9 protein-coding genes and 2 pseudogenes are annotated in these 13,217 nt (G+C 39.5%); 5 read left to right on the forward strand and 6 right to left on the reverse strand.

Features of this window, described 5'->3' with window-relative positions:
- Window positions 1–164: 164 nt before the first annotated feature.
- Window positions 165–3,350: an N-6 DNA methylase gene (locus tag KA717_05825; protein UXE62322.1), complete on the forward strand. Its 3,186-nt coding sequence runs from the start codon at window positions 165–167 to the stop codon at window positions 3,348–3,350.
- 216 nt (window positions 3,351–3,566) lie between these two features.
- Here KA717_05825 and KA717_05830 read toward each other — a convergent pair whose 3' ends face one another.
- The gene (locus KA717_05830) at window positions 3,567–4,232 is read right to left on the reverse strand and encodes a cytochrome b/b6 domain-containing protein (GenBank protein ID UXE62323.1); all 666 of its coding nucleotides are present in this window, start codon (window positions 4,230–4,232) and stop codon (window positions 3,567–3,569) included.
- Window positions 4,233–4,844: 612 nt separating this feature from the next.
- On the opposite strand from KA717_05830, the gene KA717_05835 reads away from it, so the two are divergent.
- On the forward strand, window positions 4,845–5,711 hold the full coding sequence (locus KA717_05835) for an EI24 domain-containing protein (GenBank protein ID UXE62324.1): 867 nt from the start codon (window positions 4,845–4,847) through the stop codon (window positions 5,709–5,711).
- Here the strand turns inward: KA717_05835 and KA717_05840 are convergent.
- Window positions 5,692–6,648 carry a S1 family peptidase gene (locus KA717_05840; GenBank protein UXE62325.1) on the reverse strand — a complete coding sequence of 319 codons (957 nt, stop codon included), beginning with the start codon at window positions 6,646–6,648 and terminating at the stop codon, window positions 5,692–5,694. The two genes, KA717_05835 and KA717_05840, sit on opposite strands and share 20 nt — an antisense overlap.
- Before the next feature lie 192 nt (window positions 6,649–6,840).
- Between KA717_05840 and KA717_05845 the strand changes: the two genes are divergently transcribed.
- A complete protein-coding gene (locus tag KA717_05845) occupies window positions 6,841–7,767 on the forward strand; it encodes an NAD(+) kinase (GenBank protein ID UXE62326.1) in 927 nt (308 codons plus the stop codon).
- Window positions 7,768–8,792: 1,025 nt separating this feature from the next.
- Here the strand turns inward: KA717_05845 and KA717_05850 are convergent.
- Window positions 8,793–9,263 (reverse strand): annotated as a pseudogene (locus KA717_05850) (IS630 family transposase).
- Window positions 9,264–9,461: 198 nt separating this feature from the next.
- On the opposite strand from KA717_05850, the gene KA717_05855 reads away from it, so the two are divergent.
- Together KA717_05855 and KA717_05860 are read left to right on the forward strand one after the other, a co-directional pair.
- Complete coding sequence (locus tag KA717_05855) at window positions 9,462–9,656, forward strand: transposase (GenBank protein UXE62327.1); 195 nt, start codon at window positions 9,462–9,464, stop codon at window positions 9,654–9,656.
- A gap of 17 nt (window positions 9,657–9,673) precedes the next feature.
- Window positions 9,674–10,849 (forward strand): IS4 family transposase, encoded by a 1,176-nt coding sequence (locus KA717_05860; protein ID UXE62328.1) that lies wholly within the window; start codon window positions 9,674–9,676, stop codon window positions 10,847–10,849.
- Window positions 10,850–10,862: 13 nt separating this feature from the next.
- Here the strand turns inward: KA717_05860 and KA717_05865 are convergent.
- The 3 genes and pseudogenes from KA717_05865 to KA717_05875 all read right to left on the reverse strand — a co-directional run bounded on the left by KA717_05865 (window position 10,863) and on the right by KA717_05875 (window position 13,217).
- Window positions 10,863–11,447 (reverse strand): annotated as a pseudogene (locus KA717_05865) (helix-turn-helix domain-containing protein).
- Window positions 11,448–11,498: 51 nt separating this feature from the next.
- Window positions 11,499–12,404, reverse strand: a complete 906-nt coding sequence (locus KA717_05870; GenBank protein UXE62329.1) for an IS110 family transposase — start codon at window positions 12,402–12,404, stop codon at window positions 11,499–11,501.
- 639 nt (window positions 12,405–13,043) lie between these two features.
- A complete protein-coding gene (locus KA717_05875) occupies window positions 13,044–13,217 on the reverse strand; it encodes a hypothetical protein (protein UXE62330.1) in 174 nt (57 codons plus the stop codon).

Genomic DNA, 13,217 nt, shown 5'->3' on the forward strand with positions numbered 1-13,217 from the left:
TGCGATCGCCGTTCTTAGATAAAAAAGATAACTTAAAAACTATGGCTACTCCTCATCGGTCATCTCGAAATTTATCTGATCCTTTACGCCAATGGCTTAATCTTAATTGGGAAAGACCTGAACGCTCCTATAATCCTGATGTTCGAGATTTTCTAGCAGATTTATTGGATTATCCCAAAGAGCAAGTCATTACAGAGGATGCAACAGCAGGTGGTTATCCTGATATTAAGTTATTGACTGATGAAAAAATTGCTTGGGTAGTAGGTGATTTAAAAAAAGATGATGCCGAGCTAACAACTTTAAAAGGCAGAAATAACCTTTGGCAGCAAAAAAGAAAATATGTCGAAGGGTTAACTCGTTATGTTTTGTTTTTAACCCCTCATTATTTATGGATTGTTTTACCCACAGGTGAAGCCCTTGAAGATTTTGAAGAACCTTTGAATTTATCAGGAATTACCCTGGCAAATTTAAAATTAAAACTTAAATTTTTATCCCATGAGCAAGCAAATCACCTCAATCAATGGGCAACTTTTATAGAAGGCGAGTTTCCTTATATTTATTTAAAGCTAGATGACCCCCTTATCCTTAATCAATTACAAAGAGATTTACAAAATAGCTTTGCAGAGTTAAATGAAGCGGCAGAGAAAGCCATTCAAAAATTACTATCACAATATGAAGACTATGAAAGACAAAAACAGGAAATTAATCGTAATCTAGTTGATACGGGAGAAGCTAAAAATCGTGCCTTAATGCGACTAGGTAATAAGTATAATTTTGAACGTTTTTTGTTTAACGAAATTCTTCCCCAATTTGAAGATCAGTATGGTAGAGAAGTTACGGCTCAATCCAATAAACAGGCTCAAGAACGGATTCGGGAAGCTTTTATTTCTGATTCTGTTGCTGTTCTAATTGCACGTGTTTTGTTTCTACGATTATTAGAGGATTTAGGGTTAGGTAAAAAAAGACGGTTATCGAATGGGGGCCCAAAGGATTGGGCGGCCTTTGTAGATCATTTAACAGGGGATGCTCGTGCGTTGGTTCAGTTAATTAGTGAAGATGTAGGACGACTTTATCAAGACCCTTTTGAACAAAATTTATTCGATTGGATTTATCGAGCTAATGGAATGTTAGATGAGGCTCTACAGCGTCTCATTTTAAGGTTTAATGCCTATAATTTTTCAGGTTTATCAGAGGAAATATTAGGAGATATTTATCAGTCATTCTTACCAACTGCTAAACGTAAACGACTGGGGGAATTTTATACTCCTGCGTCCATTGTAGATTGGTTACTTGATCAAACGATTTTTAGTCATGAACCTGATAAGATTTTAGACCCTGCCTGTGGGAGTGGCTCATTTTTAGTTCGTTATGTTCATCGAGTGTTAGATGATGCAAAAAAAAGAGGATTAGAACCGAATGATATTTTTAAGGAATTGCAAGATAACGTTTGGGGATTTGACTTAAATCCTTTTGCCGCTTTTATTAGTCATTTCCAATTAACCTGGGCATTGCTAAGGTATAAACAACAAACTACGCCACCGATTATTCATATTTATAATCTTAATAGTGTGCTTAAAGATGCGGATTTAGTGTCTTTGTTGGGTGAGCAATATCTATCCCCTGGTTCGGTGGAACGAGATAGTGCAAAATGGAAATATATTGTTGGTAATCCTCCCTATATTCGCGCTGAACGGGTTAAATATAGTGATGAAATGCGTGGTCTATGGCAACAGATTTGGGGACAAAATGCGGATACAGGGCTAGTTTTTCTCTATCGTGCTTTAACGGAATCTTTAGAAGAAGGTGGATTTCTGGGCATGGTTGTTAGTGGTGGCTATGCAAATTCGGAGGCGGCGGCAAAGGTTTGGAAATTGCTTTATCCTAATCGGGGTGCGGCTTTAAGGAAATTAGTTTGGTTAGAATTCACTGATAAGCCTATTTGGGATGTGGCTCGCGTTCCTTTAATACTGGTAATTGAAAGAGTTTCAGCAAAAGAAAATGATAAAATTGAACTTTATGTTCCTTCCACTTGGCCAACTAAAGAAAAACCGATCAAAATTAAATATAAAGACTTTTTTGACACCAAGGTAAGTCCAAGAGTTACGGCCATTGATCCTAGTAATACTAATGAAGGACGTTGGGGAGATTATCTTTTACCCCTGCTAAATCCGAATGATATTTCTATTTTAAAGAAACTTTATCCTAATGGGAATAATGGCAGTAGCAACACCATTGTTCCGTTGAAAGAAGCCGTCGCTCAACAAGTAAGCCGTAATAATCGTCCTTTTTGGTTTACTTATGGAATTCAACGCGGTGGCGCAGATGTTACTCCAGAACGAACAAGTGAAAATTCAATTCAAGTTATTGCTGGACGTGGCTTATCTATTAGTTGGTACGGAGAGCCTGCGGGATGGGTTGATTTAGATATGATTAGAGAACGTCCCAACGGAAAGTTAAGTTTATGGGCAGAGCAAAGACCGTCTTTATTTTTAGCCGTAACTAATATCGGTTCCGCACCTCTCGCTACATTAGTTGATACTCCATCTATTGCTGCCCTTGACACTCTTATTATTGCTTTACCGAAAGAAGATAATTCAGTTTCGATTAAAGCAGTTGCTAGTTATCTTAATAGCAAATTAGTTCGATTTTATTGGGCTGTACGTTTAAGAAGTGGTGTTATTCAAGGATATTATGCCCATATTTATCCCCGAACTTTAGAAGCTTTGCCCTGGGTTAAAAACCTTGATCCTAACCTTGAACAACAATTAACTAATAACTATAATGAACTAGCCCGATTAGCCGTGATCGCCAAAAACAATCCCGAAGAATGGTTGTTATCAGAAGTAGAAAATCGGATTCAAGAAAAACGTTATAAATTATCGGAGCGACATTTAGGATTAACTTTTATTAACTGGGGTTCTGATAATGTTACCGTTGCCGAATTAAGTCTAGATCATCAATTTATTCGCTCTGGTTTATTCTGGTTTGAGTTAGTCAATGAAGATTTAGCAGAATTAGTGTTCAAATTACTAACTCTTAACTTGGAAGATGATAGTAAGGTTTCAAAGGGAACTATTCAAAAATTATTAATTCCCCAAGATTATCGGTCGCTTATGCAAGAGTATCGTCAACGCTTAGTCAGTTTTCAACAGGTAGAATTAGACTTTTTTGCGGTTTTAGCCAAAATTGATGAAGCCGTCTATACAATGTTTGACTTAACAGCAGAAGAAAAAGCTCATATTGAACAACGCTTAGGCAGTTTCCCCTTAAATCAACTACAACCCCGCTATCCCTGGCAAACCGTTAAACCTCGACCTATCAAAGCCTATACCGAGGATAGATTTGCGTAATTTTATTGTAAAGCGATCGCCCTCTTACCAACCCAAAAATAACAGTTTGTATCCCTCAACAAAAGCTTATCTGATATTGCAGCGATCGCGGGGTCGTATTGAGTAGAGAGAGCTTCAGTCATCAGTTTGGAGGGAGAAAATAACTTTTTTATTGTGCCATAAATTGCGAGGTTATATTTAAGTAGACGTTATATTTAGATATTGTAGAATTTAAAGCTAATTAAACAATGGCAAGATAAAGGCTAAAATAATTCCACCAATCACTATGAATTCTATGATTTTCAAGAGTTTACTCAGCCGATTAACCCGAATATCTTTCAACCAATTAGATAGCTTATCTTCACTGCTTTTTTGGGTACTAAACATGGAAATTAACAGAGAAAATCCCCCTATTTTTGCCCCTAATAATAAATGGAATGCTACGCTTATTAACACACAAAACCATGCTGTTAAATGAGCGATATACCAGGGGTGAAAAAGTTCTCCCGCAGGAAGCCATTCTTCTTCCATCATGCGTCCTGTTATAATGGCAAAGGTTATAGAAAACAAGATTAATGTGTTAGAGATACGATGGAGTGATACCCACCAAATCGGTTTACCAATTTCCGTTAAATGCCTCAAAGACTGCTCTTGTACTAAGCGGCGATAGCCAATACGAAAACTGTATAGAGCAAAGACTGGCAGTATTAATAAGAAGGTCAGAGCAATGGTTCCATGAATATCTTGAATAGCGTCTAATCTGGGTAAATTAAGACTTCCCCAGCGTTTGTCATAGGTGTTGTAAACCCCAAAACCCGAAATAAGAGCCGATAAAGTGAGTATGGCGATCGCAGCGTGTAATATTCTTAATAAAATGGGTTGGTAGGGAGTGGCAGGCGACATCTGATTGAAGTTGATACTAAGACAATAATGGCTCAAGTGTAGCAGAATCAAGATTACAAGTGGGCGATCTCCGTTACGATTTATAGGCTTCCATCTAATTGCTCAATAGTTGATTGATTTAGTTCCGATAGCCTAATCTGGCACTGGTATCGTCTGAGTAAATCCGCAAAAATTTATAGTGTAAGGCTTGGAGAAAACGAAAAAATAATTAAAGACTAGACACAACTCCATTCTTGTTATACTATTATTATTGTCATAATATCAAAGGTAAGAGAAAAGGAAAACCATGTCAACATTGAACAAAATTCTACCTGTAAATAATTCGTTGATAGCTTATCCTTGGTCACGGCATGGTAAGACTTCCGCCATTGGATCAGAAGATATCATCAACGAAAAATTTACAGCAAGATATTTTCTGGAGGGTTCATAACTTTGTTCGCAGACATTTTACTATCAAAAAAGTCCTTGCTGTAGTTCTCGGTATCATTCAAAAAGGGTTAACGTGGGAGGAGTTACTTCAACTTCGTGTGTTTTGTTGAACCCCTCTAACTGTAAGTCTTTTTGTCTCCAGCTAGGCGACACCACTGCCCATTATTTTACAAGCTATAACCGATGTATAGCAAACTTCTACAACAAATCTTGAGTGGTTTTGGTCTTTTAACAGGAGCTAGTTACCCTTTTCAAACATTAGCATTATTTTGGCGATCGCCGTCTCTTTTACCCTATATTATTATTCCCCTCTTACTAAATATTGGCCTCGGTATTTTTCTCTATTGGCAATTATTTTCCTGGGAACAAAATACCATTGAGATTATCCTCATCAATAGCCGCGATCAATGGCAGATAATTTACAATCAGTTACCCACTTGGTTGCAGGGAATTGAGATTCTAATTCAGGTTTTATTCTGGGTAGTAAAGTTATTTTTGCAGTTAGCAACCTTGATTCTCACTGGCTTTATTTTAGCCCAGATCGGTGTCTTGCTCGGTGCGCCCTGGTATGGTCGTCTATCAGAAAAATTGGAATTTTTGCGATTAGGCAAATGTTACCTCAAGGAAGTCGGGTTGCTTCGGGAAATACAACGGGCGATCGCTTTTGAACTTAAGAAATTAGTGATCATTATTGGTTTGGGTTTTCCCTGTTTTCTGTTCAATTTTTTCCCAGGCATTGGCCCACTAATCGCTACGATTGGAGGCATTACAATTACCACAACTTTAACCTGTTTAGATTTCTTAGATCAACCCTTAGAGCGTCGTCGCTTAACCTTTCGGGCTAAATTAGGCCTGATTGTTAAAAGTCTGCCCAGTAGTGGGGGATTTGGTCTAACCTGTTTAGGTTTAGTGAGTATCCCCCTCGTTAATTTAGTAACCATTCCTCTCTGTGTAGCGGCTGGAACTTTATTTTTCAGCGATCGCCTTTATCCCCGCTATTTTGCCGAGCTAGAAAGTCAGTCCCCAAATCTTAAACCAGAGCAATTTTAAAGCGTTGCAAAATTGGGCCAATAGGACTTGCCAGAGAAAAGCCATTTCCCCCGGCCGCTAACAAGCCAACGGGTCGCAACGTCGCTGAATCTACCACTAGGGAACCCGAATCTCCCACCTGACTAAAAGGAGTTCCCACATTACTAATCATAATATGATCTTCTAGACGGGCAACTTTAGAGACATAGGGAATCATCATATCGACGGCTGGATCACTAATAATGCCCATTGTTAAGCCCGTCGTTCTGCCATTTTTGCGAACAGATTGATTCACTTTTGCAGCTATGGGATTCGGGTTAATATTGCCAATCCCTTTAATATTAGGGGTGACTTGACCGGCTGTAAAGACCTGGGCGATCGCAGCATCCATAAAATTAGGAGCACCACTAAAATTCATCACTTGAAAATCTGTCAACTGGGCAATCACCTGATTTCCGCCATCACTAATCGCCGGTTGTACGATAAAATCTCCAATTTTTGCCGTGTTAAAATTAGCAAAGATGTGATTATTAGATAATAAAAAATCAGCATTACTACTGCCATCGGTCTTCCGCACTAGACAGCCAATCGTGCCGGGTTTACCGCTTTGATGACTAACGGAAACACCACAAGGTGTGCTATGGGGATTAACCTCGCCGACTTCGATGACATCAGTGGGAATGCCATTAATTTCCTTGGGGATTTTCATTTTCTCAGATAACTCAGACTCTAATAATTTTGCTCTGACATAAACCCGAATAACTGGTTCCTCCCTGGCAATACTTCCCTGGGTTACTTTATGGCCAAATCCGACCCCAACAATGTTACTTCCTTCAGGAATTGCCTGAAGAATGCTAAGTTTTTCAGTCTCAGTAGGGGAGGATTCGGGTTGACCAAATAGACGGGCAATTAATTCATTTTTATAAGCGCGAGCCTGTGCGAGAAATTCTGAGTTCATTAAATTGCTAAAATTGCGAGATGTATTGTTTTTCTAATTGTAGAATAAGAAATCGAGAAGTTGATAGAAAAGTTTGCAATTCGTTATATTTTTACGGGTAGAAATACTTAATCTAGTCTGTGATCTTTTTGAACCGCCACCAAAGCTCATAAAATAAAATCATCAGCCGTTTCTGGGGAAACAGGAAAAACGATGGAATTAAAGCAAGTCATTATCGCTCACAAGGCAGGTCATCCCCAAAGTAAAGCTTGGGCTGAAACCTGTGCTAAGCAACTAGAAGCCCGCAATTGTAAGGTCTTGATGGGGCCGAGTGGTTTTAAAGATAACCCCTATCCGGTTTTTCTGGCTTCGGCAACCGAAAAGATTGATCTAGCGATCGTCTTAGGGGGGGATGGTACGGTACTGGCCGCAGCGAGACATTTAGCTCCAGAAGAAATTCCTATTTTAGCTGTCAATGTCGGGGGACATCTCGGCTTTTTAACCGAACCCTTTGATATTTTTCAGGATACGGAAGCGATTTGGGAGCGTCTCACAGAAGATCGTTATGCAGTACAACAACGCATGATGTTAGAAGCTGGTCTATTTGAAGGCGATCGCCATAATCCTCAATCCGTCAGCGATCGCTTTTATGCCCTTAATGAAATGTGTGTTAAACCGGCCTGTATTGATCGAATGCCGACTTCGACGATTGAAATTGAAATAGATAGCGAGTTGGTTGATCAGTATCAGTGCGATGGTTTGTTAGTGGCAACGCCCACCGGTTCTACCTGTTATACCGCCTCGGCCAATGGCCCTATTCTTCACCCAGGCATGGACGCGATTATTGTTACCCCCATTTGTCCCCTCAGTTTGTCTAGTCGTCCAATTGTCATTCCCCCCGGTTCCAACGTTAATATTTGGCCCTTTGGAGATTATGAGCTTAATACAAAGCTATGGACGGATGGTTCTCTAGCAACAGGCATTTGGCCAGGGCAATGGGTCGGTGTCTGTATGGCTAAATATGCTGTCAAATTTATTTTGCTCAGAGAAAGCTACTCCTTTTATCAGACACTACGGGATAAATTGCAGTGGGCTGGAGCCAGAATTCATTACGAAAATAATCTACCTGTAAATAATTAGTTGATGGTTAGGTAAAATGAGAAAAAGCAAAAACCTAGTTTGTCTTAAAAAATGAGGAAAAATATGAAAGTAACAGTAGAATTCGTAATTCGTGACGATAAGGGTAATATTCTCAGTCAAAATAGCCCATTTCCAATGGAAATAGGAACTCAAAGTTTGTATGACATAGAGGTAAGCTTGCTGACCCAGACACAAAAGGAGTTCACAGAAGAAGCTAAAAAAACTAAATTTTTCGTGTAATGGTACAAGAAAAGTATGTATAAAAACCTTGCACGGTAAGTTTGAGTTTCAGCAACAAAAGTATCAAATTAATAAAAAAGAAGCCAACTACTTTGAGTTATCGGAGCAATTGCAGGAAAGATTTGTGAGTCCTAGGGCGTGTCATCAATCAGCAATTCTCAGTTTTAAGACACAGCAAGCCTTTTAGGGATTTAAAGAACATTTTAAAGGGGGTTTTTGAGGCAATTCTGGGTGTACTGTTATGCCTAAAAGCCTAAAGACTCGTAAAATGAACTTGTTAATCCCGTTGAATTTTACCCCGTATTATAAAAAATTTCAAAACGGCTGACATACTCAATCCGCTCACCGTAAGGCTTTGACTATCCTGATCTATGACAAGGGTTTTGAAAAATGGTATTACGCGAACTAAAACCTGAAACCCTTGCTACAGCGCAAATTTAGAATTGCTGTGCGGAATGTGGGCTATAAAGTCATCACACATCACGCCGCAAAATCATTTTTAGCAGCTTCCATACTATTCAATTTTTCCTCTGTTTAAAAAGTGAAATCAGCCCTCAGATTTTTAGCTTAGTGGAAGTGGTGGTCGCATTGCCCCGAAAACTAGCCACTTAGTAGATACTGTGTTAAGTGTCAAGGGGAAGCAGGCAAAAAATCAGTTTCCTCCTCTAAAACAACGTTAGGAAGAGCCAACTTAGTCTGGTCAAACGGTTTCCCTGACTTGAGAACCCCGTAAACAATCCGAATGAGTTTGTGCATTACAACCCCAACGATCTGCATCTTATACTTCAAACGTTCATAATCTGAGATTTATCAAAGCGTTGAAATCGTAAGGTGAGCAGAGAATCAAGCTCCTCCTTATATTTTACGTTAGCATCCTCAAGACATCCTGAAATTGCTGCAGAAAACTGCGTAAAATCTTCATAATATTTTGCGTATAAACACTTCTTCTTCACAAACTTCCACAGTCTTTCAATTAAATTCAAGTTAGGAGAATAAGGAGGTAAGTACAGTAACTCTATTCCTAATGATTCTGCCAACTCCTGTACAATTCGGCATTTTTGATAACGAGCATTGTCTAATACCAACGTAATCGGTATTAATAGTCCTAATTCTGCTATCTTTTCTAGGAGTTCACAAACCTGAGTTCCCGTAATATAAGAACTGTTCGTTACCATAATTACTTCATGGGTAATTGCATTTAATGCTCCTAACACATTAAAACGTTTTCTCCCTGATGGTGACTTAATAAAAATCTGACTTTTCCCGTTAAGTCCAAAATCCAGCAATGCAAACTTCTAGAGGCTTTATCTGGCAAGGGTTTGAGTAATGATTCTCTTGACAGGAAAAAAATATTCTGAAGCCATCATCCCGCTTATCGTTCAAATTTCAAAAACAAAGGATGAAGGGAGTATGAGACTGTAAAATGGAGAAAATCTTAAAGGGCAGGTCAAAAAATGTTGGAATGGTGGACAAAAAACTTTGCCAGTTGTGAATTGGGAGACGAGAGGCTAAACAATCGTGCCTTCTCGATTGGGAAAAAGTTAAGTGAGGGGTTTGGAAAAGCCTTATCAGAAGTGTTTAAGGGAGGAAACGAGTTAAAGAGGGCCTATGAATTTTTGGGAATCCGAAAACAGACTTTGTCAAGATAATAGAGCCGCACTGTGAAATGACAACTGCCGCCGTAGAAGAATATAAGATAATGCTATCAGTCGGAGATACGACCTTCTTAGATTATCGCAATATCAAGGAAAAAAGGGAAGGGTATGGGCCGACTGGAAAAGGAGGGAATGGATTAATACTGCATAGTGCTTTAGCAATTGAGCCAGAAAAAGGACAAGTATTAGGTTTATTATGGCAAAAACTGTGGAATAGGGAGGTAAAAGAAAAGCCCCCAACAGATGAAACGGCGAAGCAGAAAAAAGAAAGACAGAAAGAACAAAGAAAAGCAGCTCGTCAAAGACCATTTGAGGAAAAAGAATCCTACAAATGGGTAGAGGCTCTAAACACCTGTGAGAAACAGGTAGAAAGTTCAACGAGGGTAATTCATGTATTTGACAGAGAAGGAGATGTTTCAGAAGTCTTTGACTCAGTGCGTCAACTCAAGCATACAGGAGTGCTGGTCAGAGCGTCTCATAATCGTAGTTTAGACAAAAATAGTGAACGACTTTGGCAACATTTGGAATCAGAACCGATTCGTTTTCATCAAGAAATCGAGATTCCGAGTACAGGAAAAAGAAAAGCACGGAAGGTTAAGCTTGCCGTCCGATTTTGCTCAGTTAATCTACGAACTCCCTATCGTTTTGATAATCGTGACCCGTTGAATGTCTATGCTGTTTATGCGACAGAAATCGATTGTCCCGAAGGCGAAACTCCTTTATCTTGGATGCTTCTGACTACAGAAGTTGTTGAGACTATTGAGATGGCTGTCACTATTCTTCGTTGGTACACCTACCGATGGCGGGTTGAAGAATTTCATAAAGTCCTTAAGTCTGGTTGTCAGAGTGAGCGTTATCGACTTGCCTCTGATGGAATGAAAACTCTTTTGGGTTTTTTAAGTGTCATTGCTGTTGAACTTTTACACGTTACTTATCTTCATCGTACCCAGCCCGATGCTCTCGCGATTGAAATTCTTAATCCTCTTCAACTTCAGGTGTTAAAAGCAGCCGCCTCTCAAAAACTTCCCCCTATTTTGACTGTTGCTTGGGCTGTCGAGTCTGTTGCTTTTCTTGGTGGTTATCTTGAACATCGTCGTAAAACTCCTCTCGGTATCCAAGTCCTTTGGCGCGGTTGGTTGAAGTTGCATGACCTTTGCCAAGGCTGGCAGCTTGCAATCCGCACTTAACGGGAAAAGTCAGAATAAAAATCCTCTTGAAGCACCATATAAAATTTACAAATGCTCCCATTACAAAATGAGAGGCATCTACAAAGAAAACTGCCCTTTTTCCTGCTTTTGCCTCTTCTAGCCTTGGTTCTAGTTCTTTTTCTCTATAGCTATCCTGAGCTTCTACATCTGCTTTTGATGGAATTGTTCCCACCTTTAGAAACCTCATTCCTATTGACTTTAAAAATTTTCTGACTTGCGTCGGACTTCTTTTTATTCCTGTTAATTCTTCTATTCTTTTTACTGCTTCATTTATTGCTGCTGGTGGATTTGACTCAAAATATGCCTCAATTGTCCCTTGATGCTCTGTTAACTCGCTTTTCGGGCGATTAAATTTTATTTCTTTTAGTTTTTCTATCCCGCCCTCTTGATAATCACGGATATAGCTTGTCACCGTATTTACTGAAACTCCTGCGAATTGAGCAATTTTTTGATGAGACAATCCCTGACTTTTTAGCCATAAAACTTCCATCTTTAGCTGCACTCTAGGATGCGGGTGATTAAACCGACCGTAAGACAACAGTCTTTTGTCTTCTTCTGTAAATTCTAACTTAATCATTTCTCAGCCTCTTGACTAATTTTTCTATTTTTATTATATTATCTCTTATTTTTAGAATTCGCAACCTGTGACCGTGTTTAGTATATTTTTTCCTGCCTCTAAAAACCGTTCTCGCAAGTCCTTCATGGGAGAACAATGACGTATAGAACTCAAGGCAGGAAAATAAAGAGCCTTACGTAAATGAGGATTACCAATTTTACACAACCGAGTTTTGCCTTTAACAGAGGTTCCCGATTGATGCTCTTGAGGGGTTAAACCCGCAAATGCTGCTAATTGACGAGCAGAAGAAAACTGATTAATATCGCCAATTTCTGCCAGAATTGTCATTGCTGTCGGCTCACCAATTCCTACAATCGAAGTCAATAAATCTGCTTGACTTTTTAGAGAACTATATTCGTTCAACAATTCTTTTTGTCGCTTTTTTACATTGTCAATTTGAGTTTCTAAAAACACAAGATGAGCTTCAATATCTTCTATGAGACTCTCATCAACTGTTGTTTTTAAACGATTTTTTTCTTGAGTTGCCATCTGCTCTAACGCTCTTAATCGACGGCTATAAGACTGTAATTGTGCCATTTCTGGACTTGGAGGTGTCCAAGCTTGTGGTTTAAGGGCTGCACAGAATCGTGCAATCGTTGTCGCATCTGCTTGAGCATTTTTTGTTCGACTCAAGCGACTTTGAGCAAATCCCTTAATTCGGGCAGGATTAACAATACTGACAACGTGACCTAAACTGTGTAAATAAGTTGCTACTGAATGGCCGTAGGTACTGGTAGCTTCTAAGCAGGCATGAACTTTTTCCAGTTGGTTTTGCTCTAACCATTGTTTGAGTTGCTCGAACCCTTCAAGGTTATTGGAAAATTCTTTGACCTGACTTTTTTTCTCTCCCTTAAGTAAAGCGGCTGAGAATTTGTCTTTACTAATATCTATGCCGAGAATGGCTTCTTTTTCGCTCATGGTTTAACTCCTTGTGAGTCAGAAAAATAGTTGTCACTCTGCTGCGCTATCCTTGCAAATACTAGGTTTTTTGAGAAAAAGCCACGTTGATACTGTCCAGTCTGCGGAAGGTGACATTCCGAAGAACAAATAGGAGGCTCTTTATCTACGAAGCAAGCTTTTTGCTTTAGGTTGGGTTCAGAGTCACTCTTTTTCTTGTTCTTCTTGAGATTAGGATAGCTCCTATCCTCCATTCCCAACATACAAGGTTGGGTTGACAACAGGAAACCCAGAATCGCTTTTCTCTGGTAATACTAATCAGAAGCCAGCCGTAGGTTAGGTTCACAAGAAGAAGCTAGATTAAACTTTCGCAAGGCTAAAATGAGAGAGCGATCAGGGTATAACAAATCACTGAGTTAGAGGCGATCGCAAGGCCAAAATGAGAGTGCGATCGGGGTATTAGGTTTTGAGTTAGAGGCGATCGCAAGGCCAAAATGAGAGTGCGATCAGGTATAGGTTTTGAATTAGAGGCGATCGCAAAGCTGAAATAAGAGTGCGATCGGAGTATAGGTTTTGAGTTAGAGGCGATCGGAGTATAGGTTTTGAGTTAGAGGCGATCGCAAGGCCAAAATGAGAGTGCGATCGGGTATAGGTTTTGAGTTAGAGGCGATCGCAAGGCCAAAATGAGAGTGCGATCGGGTATAGGTTTTGAGTTAGAGGCGATCGCAAGGCCAAAATGAGAGTGCGATCAGGTATAGGTTTTGAATTAGAGGCGATCGCAAGGCTAAAATGAGTGCGATAGGGGTATAGGTCTTGACTTAGAGGCGATCGCAA

It is taken from the genome of Woronichinia naegeliana WA131, from assembly GCA_025370055.1.
GTDB lineage: Bacteria > Cyanobacteriota > Cyanobacteriia > Cyanobacteriales > Microcystaceae > Woronichinia > Woronichinia naegeliana.